Source organism: Pleionea sp. WD8-19, assembly GCF_055326765.1.
In genome coordinates, this window is sequence record NZ_JBUZOU010000003.1 from 151,645 (window position 1) to 170,427 (window position 18,783).

At 43.0% G+C, this 18,783-nt stretch carries 12 protein-coding genes; 4 read left to right on the forward strand and 8 right to left on the reverse strand.

Going from position 1 to position 18,783, the window contains the following annotated elements; genetic code table 11:
* Nucleotides 1-100: 100 nt before the first annotated feature.
* Nucleotides 101-2,110: an amidohydrolase family protein gene (locus ACTUJY_RS05010; protein ID WP_463614965.1), complete on the forward strand. Its 2,010-nt coding sequence runs from the start codon at nucleotides 101-103 to the stop codon at nucleotides 2,108-2,110.
* Between the two features lie 106 nt (nucleotides 2,111-2,216).
* Here the strand turns inward: ACTUJY_RS05010 and ACTUJY_RS05015 are convergent, their stop codons facing one another.
* Together ACTUJY_RS05015 and ACTUJY_RS05020 are read right to left on the reverse strand one after the other, a co-directional pair.
* Complete coding sequence (locus ACTUJY_RS05015; protein WP_463614966.1) at nucleotides 2,217-4,451, reverse strand: EAL domain-containing protein; 2,235 nt, start codon at nucleotides 4,449-4,451, stop codon at nucleotides 2,217-2,219.
* Between the two features lie 268 nt (nucleotides 4,452-4,719).
* The gene (locus ACTUJY_RS05020) at nucleotides 4,720-6,912 is read right to left on the reverse strand and encodes a YgiQ family radical SAM protein (protein WP_463614967.1); all 2,193 of its coding nucleotides are present in this window, start codon (nucleotides 6,910-6,912) and stop codon (nucleotides 4,720-4,722) included.
* Between the two features lie 385 nt (nucleotides 6,913-7,297).
* On the opposite strand from ACTUJY_RS05020, the gene ACTUJY_RS05025 reads away from it, so the two are divergent.
* Complete coding sequence (locus ACTUJY_RS05025) at nucleotides 7,298-8,152, forward strand: TraB/GumN family protein (RefSeq protein ID WP_463614968.1); 855 nt, start codon at nucleotides 7,298-7,300, stop codon at nucleotides 8,150-8,152.
* A 47-nt stretch (nucleotides 8,153-8,199) separates the two neighbouring features.
* On the opposite strand, the gene ACTUJY_RS05030 is transcribed toward ACTUJY_RS05025, so the two are convergent.
* On the reverse strand, nucleotides 8,200-8,565 hold the full coding sequence (locus ACTUJY_RS05030; RefSeq protein WP_463614969.1) for a cupin domain-containing protein: 366 nt from the start codon (nucleotides 8,563-8,565) through the stop codon (nucleotides 8,200-8,202).
* A gap of 228 nt (nucleotides 8,566-8,793) precedes the next feature.
* Between ACTUJY_RS05030 and ACTUJY_RS05035 the strand changes: the two genes are divergently transcribed.
* Nucleotides 8,794-9,231 carry a hypothetical protein gene (locus tag ACTUJY_RS05035; protein WP_463614970.1) on the forward strand — a complete coding sequence of 146 codons (438 nt, stop codon included), beginning with the start codon at nucleotides 8,794-8,796 and terminating at the stop codon, nucleotides 9,229-9,231.
* A gap of 5 nt (nucleotides 9,232-9,236) precedes the next feature.
* On the opposite strand, the gene ACTUJY_RS05040 is transcribed toward ACTUJY_RS05035, so the two are convergent.
* The 4 genes from ACTUJY_RS05040 to ACTUJY_RS05055 form a co-directional block, all read right to left on the reverse strand.
* Nucleotides 9,237-10,250: a nucleoid-associated protein gene (locus ACTUJY_RS05040; protein WP_463614971.1), complete on the reverse strand. Its 1,014-nt coding sequence runs from the start codon at nucleotides 10,248-10,250 to the stop codon at nucleotides 9,237-9,239.
* A gap of 140 nt (nucleotides 10,251-10,390) precedes the next feature.
* Nucleotides 10,391-11,680: an ABC transporter substrate-binding protein gene (locus ACTUJY_RS05045; RefSeq protein ID WP_463614972.1), complete on the reverse strand. Its 1,290-nt coding sequence runs from the start codon at nucleotides 11,678-11,680 to the stop codon at nucleotides 10,391-10,393.
* Nucleotides 11,650-13,701 carry a TonB-dependent receptor plug domain-containing protein gene (locus ACTUJY_RS05050; protein ID WP_463614973.1) on the reverse strand — a complete coding sequence of 684 codons (2,052 nt, stop codon included), beginning with the start codon at nucleotides 13,699-13,701 and terminating at the stop codon, nucleotides 11,650-11,652. Before ACTUJY_RS05050 ends, ACTUJY_RS05045 begins: the two co-directional genes overlap by 31 nt.
* 359 nt (nucleotides 13,702-14,060) lie before the next feature.
* A complete protein-coding gene (locus ACTUJY_RS05055; RefSeq protein ID WP_463614974.1) occupies nucleotides 14,061-14,414 on the reverse strand; it encodes a GFA family protein in 354 nt (117 codons plus the stop codon).
* A gap of 187 nt (nucleotides 14,415-14,601) precedes the next feature.
* Here ACTUJY_RS05055 and ACTUJY_RS05060 point away from each other — a divergent pair, with 187 nt between their 5' ends.
* A complete protein-coding gene (locus ACTUJY_RS05060; RefSeq protein ID WP_463614975.1) occupies nucleotides 14,602-15,897 on the forward strand; it encodes a DEAD/DEAH box helicase in 1,296 nt (431 codons plus the stop codon).
* 45 nt (nucleotides 15,898-15,942) lie between these two features.
* Here the strand turns inward: ACTUJY_RS05060 and uvrA are convergent, their stop codons facing one another.
* Nucleotides 15,943-18,771 carry an excinuclease ABC subunit UvrA gene (gene uvrA / locus ACTUJY_RS05065; protein ID WP_463614976.1) on the reverse strand — a complete coding sequence of 943 codons (2,829 nt, stop codon included), beginning with the start codon at nucleotides 18,769-18,771 and terminating at the stop codon, nucleotides 15,943-15,945.
* Nucleotides 18,772-18,783 lie beyond the last annotated feature (12 nt).

Below are 18,783 nucleotides of genomic sequence, written 5' to 3' on the forward strand. Positions count from 1 at the left end.
ATTCTTAGTTACAGTTTTCGTATTGGTCTTATTATTTCTGTCCTTTATATTGCTTTATTTCGTTTCGTTTCATTATTAAAACTAAAATCAGGAGCCAACCATGTGGAAACAACCGCTATTGGGGTGTCTGCTGGCCTTGTCTGCCGGCGTTCATGCTACTCAAACTCTAGTACTTGAGCTGTATAACGATAAAGGCTTAATGGGTAAGCAAATCACCAAAGTTGAAGATTCTCATTCACTCTCCAGCACCACAGAACTGAGCTGGAATAATCGACGCGTTTCCATGGATGAAAATTATCGATTGAATGACAAAGGGTTTCCGGTTGAAATCACGATTAAGGGAATATCGGCCTTTGGTGCTCCGGTTGATGAACATTTCATCATTAAGGACGGAATGGCTACTTGGTACAGTCGTGCCGATGAAGGTTCTGCCAAAATTTCAGACAAAGAGTTTTACATTCCTGTCGATGGTATGAGTAACGCCGCCATGGTGCGTGCCTTATTGAAATCGCCGTTTAAGCAGTTGCAACTTTTTCCATCGGGTCGTGCGCAACTGCATGAAGTCACTACTACCGAGCTCGAAAAAGACGGCAAAAAAGTAAAGGTGCATTTATACGCCATTTCCGGACTGAACATGACTCCTCAGTTTTCATGGTTTGATGGCGATGGGCAAGTTTTTGCTTTTGATGGTGGCGGTTGGATAAAGGGTATTCGCGAAGGTTGGGGGCTGGATACCTTTGAGACGTTAAAAGGGTTGTTGCGAAAAGCAGAGCATGAATATTATGCGGATCTGTCTTCGCAGTTAACGCACGAAATTCAACAGCCACTGTTGGTTAAGAATGCAAATGTGGTTGATGTGGATAATAAAAAGTTGCTTGAAGGTTATGACGTGCTGATTAATAACGCGCGCATCGTGAATGTTAGCAAAAATATTAAGCCATTAAAAAACGCTAAAGTGATTAACGCTAAGGGAAAAACCTTGATTCCTGGATTATGGGACATGCACGGACACCTAAGCAAAAATCATGGGTTTAATTATCTCGCTGCAGGTGTAACCAGTGTACGTGATATTGGAAATAGCCCGTCGAACCTGGAAGAAATAGAAGGTTTGTACCGAAAAGATTACCTGGGTACACATATTTATAAAGCGGGCTTTATTGATAAACAAAGCGAATACTCTGCGGGTAACGGTAAAACGGTGAGTACGTTGCAAGAAGCGAAAGACGCAGTCGATTGGTATGCCGATCGGGGCTATATACAGATTAAAACGTATTCTTCGATGGATCCCAAGTGGATGAAGGAGTTGGCCGATCACATCCATAAACGCGGATTGCGTTTAAGTGGTCACATACCTGCTTTTATGTCGGCTGAGCAGGCGGTAGATGCCGGATTTGATGAAATTCAACATATCAATATGCTATTTCTGAATTTTTTGGGTGGCGATCAAATCGATACGCGTCAGCAGTTACGTTTTACTCTGATTGGTGAAAAAGCCAAAGATGTGGATCTGAACAGCAAAGAAGTTCAAGATTTTGTGCAAAAACTTGCTGATAAAGGTATTGAGGTGGATTTAACGATTTCGACCTTTAACAGTTTGCTGTTAACACGGGACAAGCAACTGGATCCAGAGTACGTAGCGATCGCCGATCATTTACCTCCCTTGTTTCAACGTGGTTTAAAAACATCGACCATGAATATAGAAACACCGGAAATGGATGCCTCTTACAAGGCGGCAGGAGATGCTATGTTAAAAATGACGAAACTTCTGTTTGATAAGGGTGTGCCAATTATTCCAGGCACTGATATGTTTACTGGGTTTACGTTATTGCGTGAATTAGAACTTTACTCCAAAGCGGGTATTCCCAATATTGACGTATTACGCATTGCAACTTTAAACTCTGCTCGTGTCGTTGGGCAGGACAAACATACTGGCTCTATTGCAGAAGGCAAATACGCCGATCTGGTATTGATTGATGGCAATCCCATAGACAATATCGCGGATTTACGTAAAGCCAGCCTGGTCATTCAAGGCGATAAAATGTATCAACCGGAAAAAATCTATAAAGCGTTAGGTGTTAAACCTTTTGCTGATTCAATCAGTTTGAAATAGTTTTTAATGTAAGCACTGTTCGGCCAACACCCCGTTCTCACTTTAGCGTTGGCCGAACTTTTTAGACGACTTTAATCCGATGAGTACGAATTATGGATTTACTCTCTTAAAGTGTTTTAACTTTTTTTAATACCGCGTCTGAGTTCCTTAGTAACTTTTCGAAATCACTGTCAGGTACGGGTGGTGAAAATAAAAACCCCTGTACAAAATCACATTGCATTTGCTGAAGTAAGTGCAGTTGTTGTTCCGTTTCTACACCTTCGGCAATAACCTGTATATTGAGTTTATGTGCCATCGTAATGATAGCTTCGCAAAGTGCGTGATCGTCGTTGTTCTGTTCCAAGTGGCGTACGAAAGAGCGGTCGATTTTCAAAAAGTCGATGGGAAATTTTCGTAAATAAGACAAGGAGGAGTAGCCGACGCCAAAATCATCAAGTGCGACTTTAAAACCATTATTTCGAAACTTTTCCAAGTCTTTACTGATATCGCTCTCCATTAACATGGTTTCGGTGATTTCCAAAATCAAACAACTGGCATGCATATTGTGGTGCTGTAACTCTTGTGGCCAGTGGTCTAACACATTTGAGCGAAATTGAATCGGAGAAACATTAACGCTGAGTTGTAAATGAGTATCAAAATGCATACGCCACTTTTGAACCGCTGCCAGCGCCTGTTGAAATATTATCTCGCCGACTTGTGTAATCAATCGCGATTCTTCTAATAAGGGAATGAAACCACCTGGAGCAACCATTCCGCGCTTTGAAGAGTTCCACCGAATGAGTGCCTCGGCTTTTGGAATGGTCATGCGTTGAATATCAACGATGGGTTGATAAAACAACATGAACTCATTTTGTTCGATAGCCGATCGTAAATCGTTCGTCAGTGACATGCGAGTCATGGCTTGTTGGTGCATTTGAGGTGTGAAGTAATGAAAAGTATTTCGCCCTTCTCGTTTCGCGGCATACATGGCCTGATCGGCATTCTTGAGCAGTGTTAAGCTGTCGGTTTGTTGGTGATAGTCTTGAGGGTAAACGGTTATACCAATGCTGGCGGAAATATAAGACGGGTGGTCTTGTAATAAAAAAGGTTGCGTGATCTTATCGAGTATATGATTAACGACAATTTCTATGGACTGTGAACCGTCAATATTTTTAATAATGATGACAAATTCATCGCCTCCGAGTCGAGCAATGGTATCACTTTCACGAATGCAAGATTCAAGTCGTTCGGCGGCTTGCTTAAGCAACAGATCGCCATAATCATGGCCAAGCGTGTCGTTAATATCTTTAAACTCATCGAGGTCGATGAGCAATAAAGCAAACGATTCTGTTTTGCGCTGATTGGATGCAATAAGCTGTTCCAGACGGTCTTGAAATAATCGACGATTCGGTAGTCCGGTAAGAAAGTCGAAATGCGCTTGCTTCCAAACGGCGCGCTCGCTTTTTTCCAGTTGTTTATTGTGTCGTCGCAGTTGAACTTGCCAAGCCAGAATGACTAAGAGCACCAGAAGTGAAAAAACAGAAACAATGATCAATGTTTGGTAACTTTCAGAAATATCAAATTGAACCCGTCGCCAAGAGTTTTCAATGCGCTTTTTTTCTTCGGCTGAAATTTCTGCAATAAGTGCATTAAATATATCGACTAATGGTTTGTGTTGTTTACGGACGCCGATTCCCAGTTTGATCTGCGATAACTCGTCGAACTGACCGTTAATTTTTAATGTACTGTAGCCGTATTCTTGTATTGCGTATCCTGCAAGGTGTAGTCCACTGAAAAAACCATAAAGTTCTCCACTATCGACTTTGTCGAGGCCTTCTTTACGAGACTCAACTTCCACAAGGTTCATTGTTGGATAACGGGCTCTTAACAAGTCCACATAGGCGTAGCCTTTGATCACACCAAGCGGTTTATCTGCTAAAAGCGACAGCTTGGAAATAAAGAACTTTTCTTGAGTCGTGACAACCACAAATGGAATGAGCACATAGTTTTCTGTGAAAAATAAAAACTCTTCTCGCTCCGGAGTTTTTGCGATCAAAGAAATGATGTCGCAGTCGCCCGTTTTTATCTTGAGCATTGATTCTTCCCAGGTACGGGTTTCAACCAGACGAATGGGAACGGGTAACTGCATTTGAAACAGCTTCATGTACTCCGCATTCATGCCAATATGCTGACCATTTTCTATGGTCTCAAGGGGAAGTGAGTCGGGACCTGTGCACAATCGAATACTGCTAAACGTTTTTAAATATTCGATTTGTTCAGAAGTAAGCGGATGATTGGCGAATATGTGGCTCGATATAGAGCACATTAATATGAATAGGGCTGCTTTGCGAAATCTATTCACGAGGTTAACAATCTTCTCGGATACTGACCTACATACAGTGGGTAGTGGTTTGAAATGTCTGGGAATTAAGCAGACCGCATCTGCCAAGTATAGACCATTAGTTGCTTAACTTGCGAGCGATTCTACCTTGAACTTTCGACAATTTATTGTTTTTTACTCTTTTTCTTAAGTGCGACGCATTGTCGCACTTAAAGCCACCGGCTTTTAACCAGTATTACCTATTATTCGCAGGAGGAAGATTGTTAGTGGTGTAACCACGCTATGCCGTTTATTTACGTTTTTTCTGGTAGTTAGAACGCTTGTGTGAGGATGTTTGTTTCACTCTAACGGCACGCGGCCCCGCCTTTTTTTGTCCGGCCCGTTTTCCGTGCGTTTTATTTGAACTGTAGCCTTTATCAGCGTCGTCCCAGGGTAGTAAACAATCCGGACTTTCTCCAATAAGGTGGGTTAATCCTTTTTCTTTTAACGCCTCTCGAATGGTTGGCCAGTTTTTGGGATCATGATATCGCAACAAGGCTTTGTGTAAACGACGTTGTTCTAGCTCCTTAGCGGTGTACATTTTTTCCGATTTATAAGTCACTTTTTGTAACGGATTGCGATCGGAGTGATACATGGCCGTTGCTAACGCCATAGGCGACGGATAAAAGGTTTGAACCTGATCGGGTCGGAAGTCGTTCTTTTTGCACCAAAGCGCCAAGTTGATCATATCTTCATCGGTACAACCCGGATGCGCAGCGATGAAATAGGGGATGAGGTATTGCTCTTTGCCGGCTTCTTTTGAATATTTATCGAATAGTTTTTTAAATGCATCGTAAGTCCCGATGCCTGGTTTCATCATTTTATCGAGTGTATTACTTTCGGTGTGTTCTGGAGCAATTTTTAAATAGCCACCCACGTGATGTTGTACCAATTCTTTAACGTATTCAGGATCTTCCACAGCGAGGTCATAACGTAATCCCGACGCGATGGCCACGCGTTTAACTCCTTCTACTTTACGTGCTTTACGATAAAGTTGAGTCGTCTGAGAGTGATCGGTGATCAGGTTCGGGCAAATCGTCGGAAATACACAAGATAACTTTCGGCAGTTCGACTGGATTTCATCGTCTTTGCAATTTAAGTGATACATATTAGCGGTTGGCCCGCCTAGATCAGAGATGGTTCCGGTAAAGCCTGGTGTTTTGTCTCGAATGTTTTCAATTTCTCGCAACACCGACTCTTGTGAACGACTTTGAATCACACGGCCTTCATGTTCGGTAATGGAGCAAAAGGTACAACCGCCAAAACATCCGCGCATAATATTGACTGAAAATTTAATCATTTCGTACGCGGGTATGTGGGCATCGCCATAGCTTGGATGCGGTTTACGTTGATAAGGTAAGTCGAATACCGCGTCCATTTCATCGGTTTCTAACGGAATAGGCGGGCGATTCACCCAGATTTCTTGGGTGCCGTGTTTTTGAACCAGCGCTCGAGCATTGTTGGGGTTTGATTCTAAATGCAAAATTCTTGAAGCATGTGCATAAAGCGCGGGATCTTTACTGACTTTTTCAAAGGAGGGCAGTCGAATAATGGTTTTATCGGGATCGAGGCGCTCTTTACGGGTTAAAGGCATCGGAATCACTCGGATCGGCACTTCATCACCGGTGTTTTTACCTTTCATGGAGCATTCACCAGACGAATGATTGGTTTCACCTTGCTGATGGTTATATTCGTATGGACTTGGAATTTGATCGATTTTTCCTGGCCAGTCGATACGTGTAGAGTCGACTTCTGTGTAACCGCCTGGAACTGCATCACGTACAAAAGCAGTACCGCGAATATCAGTTAATTCGTCAATGCTTTTGCCGATCGAGAGTTGATGCGCGATTTCAGCAATCGCACGTTCCGCATTGCCATAAAGCACTATGTCGGCACCGGAGTCGAGCAGTACCGAGCGACGAACTTTGCCTGACCAATGATCGTATTGCGCAATTCGACGTAGACTGGCTTCGATGCCACCGGCAACTAGAGGCACGTTTTTATAGATTTCACGCAGTTTCTGGCAATAGACTGTAAGTGCTCTATCCGGACGTTTGCCGGCAACACCATGTGGGGTATAAGCGTCGTCATTACGCACTTTTAAATCGGCGGTGTAATGGTTGATCATCGAATCCATATTGCCGGCGGAAACACCGAAAAACAGGTTGGGAGTACCTAACTTCTTGAAATCATCAGGGTTATTCCAATCAGGTTGGGCGATGATACCCACTCGAAAGCCCTGAGATTCGAGAAAGCGGCCAACGACGGCCATGCCAAAGCTGGGATGATCAATGTATGCATCGCCCACAACCAAAATGATATCGCAGCTGTCCCAGCCCAGTTCGTCCATTTCCTGACGTGACATAGGTAAATAAGGAGCTGTGCCATAGCATTCGGCCCAATATTTAGGGTATTCGAAAAGGTGTTGCGCGATTTGCTTCATCTACAGGAGAACCAGAAAGTACGAATTGGTTAAAAAATGGTCGCGTATTATGCCAAATATCCTAGCCGGATAATAGTGAAATTGTCGGTCTTTTAAAGGGAATTACCGATTCCACCTTTTATGATGTTGTGATTTTCTAGCAGCCATTGCCCTACCAGTGATGGCTTGCGGAGCTTAGTTGCTTGCGACACCAGTGAAAAGTGGCGCTAACCTGTCATGGGTTCTTCGGTATAATAAGTACGTTGGTTGTCTTGACCAACGACGATCGTCAACGCTTAATTGCGTACTTTTCCTCTGATTGGCGAATAGGGCTCGCGCACAAGTGTAGTGGTACGAAGCTTACGTCACTTAATATTGATTATTAGATTGTAACTGGGAGTAAACCTTGAAAAGATTTCTATGTTTAATGCTGTTTGCCTTAACGTTGACGAATCAACTATCGGCAAAGTCCTTCATCTGGAAAGTAGAAAAAAATGGCAAGCATGCCTACATTGGTGGAACTGTGCATGTCCTTCGAGCTTCCGATAAACCACTCCCAGAGGCTTATAATAGAGCTTACAATGATGCCGATATTTTAGCGTTCGAAATAAAAATGGAGGAAATGGCAGGAGCCGCTTTTTCCATTGCTTCTCGAGGTATTTATCAAGACGGAACAAAGCTTGATCAAGTTTTAAGTCCAGAAGTGTTTTCCGAATTTAAACGCTATTGCGAAAAAAATAAGTTTCCGCTTGAACCTTTTATGACGATGAAACCGGTGATGATCAGCGTTAATGTCACCATGAGTCTAATGATGAAACAAGGCGCTTTACCCGAAGGCATTGATATGATTTTCACGCAACGGGCGAAACAAGATGGCAAACCACGTTTGGCGCTTGAGTCTGTTAACGATCAAATTGATGCTTTATTTAATGAGCGAGTCAATGGCGATGACATCATACGCAGCTTGATGCGTGATACTCAAAATGTAGAGGAATTACTTGATCTGATGATTGGCTCTCTTTTCAGCGGAAATGTGCAGACTTTCGAAAATGAGTTGTTGCTCCCCATGAAAAAGGATACGCCAGAGTTTTTTAACAGTTTAATTAAAGACAGAAACAATCGATGGATCCCGAAAATTGAAGCAATGCTGAAAACGCCAGAGGTCGAGTTTGTATTGGTTGGCGGTTTGCATTTGGTTGGCGAAGTGGGTGTCATCCAACAACTAGAAAAGCGTGGCTATAAAGTGACGCAATTGGATTAATTGATACCAAATAGGGCAGATTTTCCCGATGCGTTTGAGGTTCTGCCCTAAATCCAGTCGTCGTTCGGTGTCGTTAAGTGACCGCCGGTTTCGCCGGTATTCACGACACCTTTGGGCTCAACCAGCATCACCTGACATTCTTGCTCCGCAACGGGCTTATGTTCTACTCCTTTCGGAACGACGTAAAGATCGCCTTCATCCAAGTCAACAGCGCCATCTCTGAGCTCGATACGAAGTTGACCTTTTAAAATGATGAACACTTCATCGGTATCTGTGTGACTGTGCCAAACGAACTCACCTTTCAGTTTTGCCAATTTAAATTGATAGTCGTTCATTTCCGCAATGACTTTGGGTGTCCAGTGCTGATCGAAAAGGGATAGCTTTTGAAAAATGTCGATGGGCTGTGAGGGCATGAACGACCTCCAAAACTCTGATTTCTTAAACCGGGGAAAGATATGATTAGATTGAGTTAACGAATTGGGTAAAAGTCCATTATTTTCAGAAAGTCATCTCATCATAGCACTATATCGTGAATATTCACTCTATGACTTGGTGATTTATCACTCGAGTTTCAAAATAAAACCCTTAAAATACGGGCCCTGGAATTAATCAATCAAAATGTTATTGATTTTGAGAACTTTATGAAGTGGTTGTCATTTTTAATTTTAATCGGTTTGTTTGGGTGCCAAGTTGAGGGTGACAGTGAAACCCCTTCGGTTTTGGCAGAAGTACCTGTAAATCAAACATCCGTAATATTGTCGGAGGTGAATCCTTCAGCATCGAGCAATGTATACGGAAAGGTATTTACTCACAAACACTGTAAAGCGCACGCTAAGTTTGAAGCCAGTGGCACCGAGCGATGTACTCAATGGGAGCCGGTACAAACAAACGTGTTCATTCAATTTGAATCCAATAATATGATAAAAGTATTAACCGATGAAGATGGTACGTTTGAGTTATCGCTGCAACCCGGGCGGTATACGGCCTGGGTTGAGCAACATCAGGTCAGTAAGAATTTACTGCGATCGTTCGTGGTAGAGTCAACACGTAAAACAGAGCTCAATTTCGAGTTGATGTAACGTTTTTAGTCTTGCGTTTTACGTTTAATATATCGCGTTAATTGAGCTTTTAATGATTTTGGGATCTGTTTCAAAATCAAAGTATCTTCGGCTTCGTCAAACACGATATTGTCTCCAAACATCTCCGATGAAAAGCTAATGCTTAAATTTTTATCACGACCAAAAAAACGGACGTATTTTTTTAAGCTGGCGCGGTCAGTATAAATTTCCTTTTTCACTTCCGGCTTTTTTTCATTGATGAAAGAAGCAAACTGTTCAGGACTCTCGTCATTCAGTTGTGAGGAAAGCGCGTCGATATCCACTGGGCTGCCAGCCATATCTTGATCGATGCAATATTCAACAATTTTATTTTTCAATTGATGGCCAATGGTGGGTTCTTGTTGATCAATGTATTCATCAACTACCGATAAAAAATCTTCGGTTTGGGCTTTAATATCGACGCTGGAAATAAAGCCAGAAAATGTTGAAAACGCTTCTGTTAATTCTTTACTGCCTTTGGATAAAACCTGTGACATATATTGATCCCAGCCGTCCACTTTCCACTGTTCCATATCGATTTTGAAAGCGAAGTTGAGTTTGGATGGGTTTACATATTCCAGTGTGTCGATTTCTAAATCGCTGTTTACAAATTGAGCATCTGTGTGTGTGATCCAGAAAAGATAAAAGAATTCTTGCTCTACCAATTCATCAATTACAAAGAGAATATGCGCGTTGAAAGGTTCCGGCATTTTTTCATATTGCAACTTCAAGTGCTCCATTGCTTGATGCGTCATACTGGAAAAACCCAGCGACTCGTCTTCTACTTTTTTAATGAGTGCAGGCAACGGGTTATCGCTCATTTCCGGATTAAATAATCCGTATTGTTTTTGAGTGCTTCGCTGAAAGCTCAATTTTAATTGTTCAAACAACGATACAATCGGACCTTCTGGCTTTAATTCGTTAGGGCGCAATTGGATTTGAACATCTCCACCGGGCTTGGAGCGTTGCAGTTTATGAATTGAGCAATGTTTGATGGTCATAATAAAATGGCTTAGGTCGCAAAGCCGGTGATTATAACGCAGTGTGAAAAATTAGAAAGAGAGCTGCCGGATGGTAGAGAGCGCTAGCGTAAAAAATAATCAATATCTTGAGTTTATGCGGATGTGTTTTTTGATTCATCTCAATCGGTTGTTATGGTTTCTTCATCTAAAATCGTAAATGTCAGTTTTCCGTTAATTTGATCCACTTGCCACCATGTATAGGTCGCCGAAGTGACATCGCCGTTACTGTCAAAATCAATGACACCGGACGCGCCTACGTAGTCAATGTCGTCCGCTATGCTTCCACTGATGAAACTTTGCCATTGACTGATACCAGGCTGAACGGTGGTTGGTGTTGCTGAGTCTGGACGCGATATCTCTTGTAAATTCTCTATAAGTGAACTTCGAGAGACGGTTGATGATTTTTGTAGTGCGAGAGCTGCTAGGTAAATGGCATCGTAGGTATTTTCAGAAAACTGATCGGGCTCTATGCCAACAAGTTCGGAAAAGTTTTCCCGAAACTCAATGTATATGGGTGAGCTTTGAGGGGCTGTAGGTGCGCTGCCTCGCATTCCGATAATGATTTGAGGTGAGTTCAGCAGTAAGTCTTCTTGTCGGTTGCCGTCTACTCCGAAGAGCATTGGATGTTCATTCCCATATACGTTGTTAATTGCCAAAAGAATATTGGCAGAATCGATGATAAAGCCAATTATGATAATAGCTTCTGGCGTACCGTTAGAGCTTAGGGACAACACTTCGTTATCGAAGTCTTGCGTTTTATCATCGGGGTAGACAACGGTCGTTAAGGTTTGACCGCCGAAATCCGTGTAAGCAACCTGTAAGGCATTTGCAAGGCCTAAGCCGTAAGCGTCGTCGCGAGCGATGATTGCAATAGTGTTAACGCCTTCGTTTGCTATTCGCTGTGCCAAAAATCGGCTTTGTAAAGCATCCGAAGCCGCTGTTCGCCAAATAAGGTTTTGGTCATTAAGCGTGCTGATGGCGGGTGATGTTGCAGAAGGCGAAATAATGGCAAGCCGACGCTGGTTAATGTCATCGAGTAAAGTAAGCGTGAGTCCAGACGATGCAGGGCCAATCACAACTAAGGAGCCTTCTTCGTCAAGTTCTCGGTATCCTTTGAGCACCGACTCTTCGGCTTCGGGTAAACCCAGCTTTGTGTCTTTAAGAATAAAGTGTATCGGTCGACCGTGAACCCCTCCCGCTTGATTAATTTCGTTGGCCGCCAAAAGCGAAGCATTTTCCATAATGTTACCAAAGCTGGCGAGTGGGCCAGTAATGGGTATCAGTAATCCAATTTTTATGGCATTGTCAGGAACAGGAGATTGTTCTCGGTCGTCAACGGAAGTGTCGCATCCGCTAATAAAGCAAACTAGCCACACACTTAATATTGAAACTGATAACTTAGCCACCATTCTCGGCCTCGCGTTGGAATATCAACTCCTAGATACCCGGACTCAAAGTACTCATGATCGAGCAAATTGTTTATTTTTAATGTTAGCAAATGCTGTTTCCATTGCTTAAACCATTGTGCGTTTAAAAGGTAGTAATCTGGAAGTTGATAGGGCTCCAGATAATTTTCACGAATGTTACTTTGTGACGCGCGTCGTTCACTGGCATAACGTGCTAAAAGAGTAACATTGCCAATCGATTCATTGAGATGAGTCCAGCGCACATTCGCTTGGAGTTCTGGGTACATGGTTGATGGAAACTCTCGACTGTTGCGCAATGGCTCGTTTACGCTGGTATCGGTTTGCTGGTAGGCAAGGTTGAACGAAATGACTTGCGAATTTTTTTTCCAGTCCAGCTCCACTTCGAGCCCTCGCGAATTTTCCTTAGCTATGTTTTTGTGTTGAAAGTTCGCACTGAGCGGAACCAGCTCTACGCGATTACTGATTTGGTTTTTAAACAAGGTCATTTGCAACGAACCATTCCGGTATTGCCGAATAACCGCCCATTCGATGGTCTTGGCTTTTTCGGCTTTTAGTTGCGAGTTTCCAACAATATCTCCTGCGAACAAGGGTAATGTATAAAGCTGGAAGACAGTCGGCGCTTTAAACGAGCTACCCAGTAAGAGTTTAAAGTGTGTTTTTGGATTCCACTGATGGGTTAACCCAAATCGATAGTTATCGTTTTTTCCATAAATGTTGTGGTCATCGCGACGATAATTGGCGGTTAAACTCATTTGTTCCATGATGGGGTACTTATACTGAACAAACCATCCGAAATTTTGAAGGTTCAGCTTTCCTCTTGGCTGATTGAGAAGGGAGCGTTGACCTGATTCAACAAGAACGGTGTATATATTTAGCAGTTGATGGTCCGTATCTGAAAAATCACTGCCTAATGAAATGTTGTGATTGTGTTTAAACGTGTGTTGAAAATTCAGCTCAACTTGTTTGTGAGAATAATCGTACTCGCGTTCTGGAAAACTGGTGCTTGAGCCGGTAAAAAGTCGTTCTTTGCTGCCTGGTTTTCCACTTCCAAAGTCCAAAGCGACTTGAAGACTGTTGTCTGATGAAAAGTCCCAATTGGACTGCCATCGGCTGCTCCACTGTTTGGTTGCAAGGGTATTTTGGTGCGACAACACGCCAAAATCGATAAACTCTGCAAGGCTGTCGCGCTCATTATAATAGAGTTTAAAATTGTGATTGCTTTCTTCAGAAAAGTCCAAGTCCATAAACATTGACCAGCTGTTTTGTTCATCTTTCTGACTACTCGAGTCATTTAGGTATCGAGTGTAGTTCGGGGACGCTTCACTGATCGACTCGCCGTTTCTTTTGGTACTGAACATTGACACGCCAACTTGCGTTAAGGAAGTACCTATTGAAAAAGTGGTTGCGTAATCCAGTTGTTGGCTTTCTGGGTTGCTGGTTAAGAGTTGAAGGTCATGAACTTCGTTAAATGTTGATTCTCTCGTAATGATGTTAACCACGCCAAGAAATGCGTTGGCACCGTACACGGCAGAGGCTGGGCCACGTACTATTTCGATTCGATCGATGATTGCTAAGTTAAAAAAGCCCTCTCCTAGGAAATGGCTGGCGTCGGTGCGAAAGCTTAAGTCCATACCGTCGACTAAAATTTTCAGTGCGGTTGAATAGCTTCGTTGTCCACCACGAATGCCTCGAATACCCACATTGGGAGAGTACCAGTCATCGATTACATAAAAGCCAGGTTCAAATTGTATTATCTCGGCGAGCGTTCGAAACCCACTTTGTTTGATTTGCTCGGCGGTGATGACGGAAATTATCGAGGGGGCATCTAACAGGCTTTCTTCTTGTTGAGAAGCCGTAACGACTTTGATTTTGAGCAGATCGGCTAACTCGAGATCGAGTAGGTCGTCTTGACTTTCGTCAGATGCAAAAGCAGCGAATACAACACAATGTATTAACAATAAAGTCGTTAACGGCTTGAAAAGCTTTCGTTTAGTCGTTTTCACTGCCCATGGTTAAAGCATTTAAAAGGTAAGTTAAGTTTAGATGAAGTGGCTGAATGCTCCAGTCAGCATGGCAATCGACCAACATAAAGTAAAGAGGTTCTATTTTGGCTTCGTGAAACGTTAGTTAACGTTGTTGTTGATTGGTGCTTTATGTTTATACCAAGTAATTGTCAAGCTGATATTAAGTAGGAATGTTTTTAATGTAAGTCTCTGTATTTATTGAAAAATATTGTTCTTTTTGTTTGTGAAAGTCAACAGCACTCGGATTGAATACTGCTTGCTGAACGGGCCGCTTAATTCAGCCGATGCATTACGGTATTTACTCAAAGCATTTATGGGGTTGTTATATATCTCTGGAATTAGAGCTCATTTCTACCGTCAAACTGAATGATGTTCAATTCTCGAGGGTTTAAACCCTCAACACAGCCAAGGTTTACCCGGTATTTTTCGGGTTCATAGATGCTGTCGTGAAACGGGTAAATACCACACGTCTTGCAAAAGTAATGATTCACGTCTTTATCGCCCCAATGGTAAATGGATAAAGCACTTTTACCGGTGAGTAACTGAAACTTTTCCGGCGCTATGTAACCTTTCGACATAATCGAGTTTTTACGAATGCAAATGGAACAATTGCATTGTAGGGCATCGTTTATTGGATCAGATTCGAATTCGAATTGAACGGCTTTGCAGTGACAGCTTCCTGTGTATTTCATTATTTGTATTCCGAAACATTAAGATTGCAAAGTAGTTTTACATAATTAAACTACTCAAGCAAGTAGCCTTTGTGTGAGCTGATTGATGCAAGCGATTTCAATTTATAGAAGTTCCACATTGCATTATTCTCGTCAATAAACTTTTAAAAGGTTAAAATTGCCGTTGCTTTCTTAATCCGTAAAAACCATGTCTTTCAAATCCTTGAATTTAATTGATCCGCTGCTTAAAGCTCTTGAAGAGCAAAATTATAAAATACCATCGTCCATACAGAGAAAGGCGATTCCTCCTATTTTGGAAGGAAAAGACGTGATGGCTGCGGCACAAACTGGAACCGGTAAAACAGCGGGTTTTGTTTTGCCGATTTTACAAAAATTATCGTCCGGCGAGCGTGCCCATTCTAACGGTGTGAGGGCATTAATTTTAACGCCCACCCGTGAGTTGGCCGATCAAGTGAATGACGCCGTAGCTAAATACGCAACTTATCTTCCTGTCAGTAATTTTGTGGTTTATGGTGGCGTTAAGATCAATCCGCAGATGATGCGGTTGCGAAAAGGTGTAGATGTACTGGTTGCGACTCCTGGTCGCTTATTGGATTTGGCCGATAAAAATGCTGTGAAATTCGATCAACTTGAATTTTTGGTGTTAGACGAAGCCGATCGTATGTTGGATATGGGCTTTTTGCCAGAAGTCACGAAAATACTGAATCAGCTTCCTGAAAAACGACAAAGCTTATTATTTTCGGCAACGTTTTCAGACGGGATTAAACAGCTTTGCCAAAAAATACTCCATCAACCGCTTTCCATTTCGGTAAGCCCTACAAATGTTACAGCCAATAAAGTGAAGCAATGGTTGCACCCCGTCGACAATAAATTAAAGCATGATTTATTGATTCATCTTTTCAAGCAAAATAGTTGGCACCAGGTGTTGGTGTTTTGCCGTACCAAAAAAGGAGCCAATAAAGTTGCTTACGATCTGCAAAAAAACAAGATCAATGCGACGGCCATTCATGGTGATAAAAGTCAAAGCCAACGAACGCAAGCCTTGAAAGCGTTTCATCAAGGCGAAGTGGATGTTTTAGTCGCAACCGATATTGCTGCACGAGGTTTGGATATCAAGCAGTTGCCAGTGGTGGTGAATTTCGATTTACCGAAAGTGGCTGAAGATTATGTGCATCGAATAGGTCGAACCGGACGAGCTGGTTTGGAGGGTTTAGCGGTATCTTTGGTGAGCGCCAATGAAATTGATGAATTAAGAAGCATTGAAAATTTAATTCGCCAATTGTTACCGCGCAAAGAAGTGGGTGGTTTTGAGCCCGTGCATAATGTACCCAAAACCACTTTGGGGCCCGTAAAAAAGAAAAAACCGCATAAGAAAAAATTGGCGAAGGCGAAACAAAAAGCGGAGCAACAAAAGTCGAAACCTAAAGTCAATAAACCGAAACGTGCTGACTCAAAAACTGGACGAAGACCTCCTCCAATCTAAAACTATAACCCCGAAGAACTTGCGCTTTTCGGGGAACATTGCCTTTTACTTTTTCTGTAACATGGGCTTTAAAAACTTACCGGTATGAGAGTTTTTATTTTTCGCAATATCTTCTGGTGTGCCCACCGCAATAATTTCACCACCTTTGTTACCGCCTTCCGGTCCTAGGTCGACAATCCAATCCGCGGTTTTGATCACATCAAGGTTGTGTTCAATAACCACAATGGTGTTGCCGTGGTCACGTAGTTTATGCAGTACGGCTAACAATTGATTAACGTCTTGGAAATGCAACCCCGTTGTCGGTTCATCGAGTATATAAAGCGTTTTTCCAGTATCGCGCTTGCTGAGTTCGCGCGATAATTTAACACGTTGAGCTTCACCACCCGATAACGTTGTTGCCGCCTGGCCTAGTCGAATATAAGACAAGCCAACATCCATTAACGTTTGCAGTTTCCGAGCAATGACCGGTACAGCATCAAAAAATTCACGAGCATCTTCCACGGTTAAGTCTAATACTTCGTGAATGTTTTTACCTTTGTAGGTGACTTCTAACGTTTCGCGGTTGTAACGCTTTCCTTTACACACATCGCAAGGTACGTAAACGTCGGGTAAAAAGTGCATTTCTACTTTAATTACCCCGTCGCCTTGGCACGCTTCACAGCGACCTCCTTTTACATTGAAGCTGAATCGACCGGGCTTGTAACCGCGCGCACGGGCTTCTTGCGTGCCGGAGAATAGCTCACGAATCGGTGTGAAAATACCTGTATAGGTGGCGGGGTTGGATCGTGGTGTTCTACCAATGGGACTTTGATCAATATCCACAACTTTATCGAAATGTTCGATGCCTTGGTGATGCGAATGGGCGGAAGGTGAAATCGATTCGGCTCCGTTTAATAGTCTTGCAGCAATAGGGTATAAAGTATCGTTGATCAGCGTAGACTTTCCACTACCAGAAACACCGGTAATGCAGGTGAACAATCCGACCGGGATTTCAACATCTACCGATTTTAAATTGTTGCCTTGTGCGCCAAACAGTTTAAAGGTTTTTTCAGAGTCAAATGCGTTTCGTTCTTTTGGAATGGCTATTTCTTTTTTACCGGAAAGGTATTTTCCGGTGAGCGATTTACGTGACTTGCAAATTTTATCGAGCGATCCCTCAGCAACAATTTCACCGCCGTGCACACCCGCACCCGGACCAATATCCACAATATAATCGGCGGTTCGAATGGCGTCTTCATCGTGTTCTACCACAATAACGGTATTGCCTAGGTCGCGTAAGTGTGTGAGCGTTTTGAGTAGGCGATCATTATCGCGTTGATGCAACCCAATGGAGGGTTCGTCGAGTACATACATGACTCCCACTAAGCCGGCGCCAATTTGACTGGCGAGACGAATACGTTGTGCTTCGCCGCCCGATAAAGTTTCTGCACTGCGCTCCAAAGTTAAGTACTCTAAGCCAACATTCACTAAAAAGCCTAGTCGTGCTTGAATCTCTTTTAAAATTTTATCGGCGATTTTGCCTTTGGCTCCGGTCAATTTGAGCTTTCCAAAATACTCGTGGCTTTCGCCAATGGCCATGTGAGTGATTTCGGGTAACGATTTCTTTTTAATTAAAACATTGCGCGCATCGGTTCGCAGTCGAGTGCCTTCGCAGCTAGGGCAAGCCTGGTGTGTCATGTATTTGCTTAACTCTTCGCGAACGGCCTGCGACTCGGTTTCGCGGTAGCGACGTTCCATGTTCGGGATCACACCCTCAAAAGGATGATTGCGAACATAAATATCGCCACGATCATTAACGTAGTTAAATTCGATAGAGGTACGACCGCTTCCGTATAAAATTGTTTTTTGAATTTTTTTCGGCAAAGACTCGAAAGGCGCTTCAATATCAAAACCGTAGTGTTCTGCTAGTGATTTCAGCATGTGATAGTAATAAACGCTTCGTCGGTCCCATCCGCGAATGGCACCGCCAGCGAGTGACAACTCTGGGTTGTGGATGATCCGGTCCGGATCGAAAAAATTATCGACACCGAGTCCGTCGCACTCCGGGCATGCACCTGCCGGATTGTTAAATGAAAACAGTCGTGGCTCCAATTCGGTTAAACTGTGGCCACATTCTGGGCAAGCAAATTTTGCAGAAAATAATAGGTCGTCTTTTTCACCGTCCATAAAATGCACTTGCGCCAACCCTTCCGCCAGATCCAGTGCCGTTTCGAACGATTCAGCAATACGTTGTTGTAAATCTTTGCGCACTTTAAATCGGTCAACGATCACTTCGATGGTGTGTTTCTTATGTAAATCTAATTTGGGAGGTGCTGACAATTCATATACGTCACCATTGATTCGTGCTCGCACGAACCCTTGCGCTTGTAACTCTTGAAATAATTGAACGTGTTCTCCTTTACGATTACGTACCACTGGCGCCATTAACATCAGCTTAGTGCCTTCTTTTTGTGCCAGAACCAGATCAACCATTTGTGAAACGGTTTGGGCTTCGAGTGCAATGTGGTGATCTGGGCAATAGGGTGTTCCGACTCGGGCAAACAGCAGCCGTAAGTAATCGTAAATTTCAGTAATGGTACCCACTGTTGATCGTGGATTATGCGACGTGGATTTTTGTTCGATGGAAATCGCTGGCGACAGGCCTTCGATATGATCGACATCGGGTTTTTCCATTAAGGACAGAAACTGACGCGCATAAGCCGATAGCGACTCTACATAGCGACGCTGACCTTCAGCATACAGAGTATCAAAGGCGAGTGAAGACTTACCTGAACCAGACAATCCAGTGATAACAATCAGCTTATCGCGTGGCAAGGTCAGATTAATATTTTTCAGATTATGGGTGCGTGCACCCCGTACTTCTATGTTTTCCATAGTGTATAATGG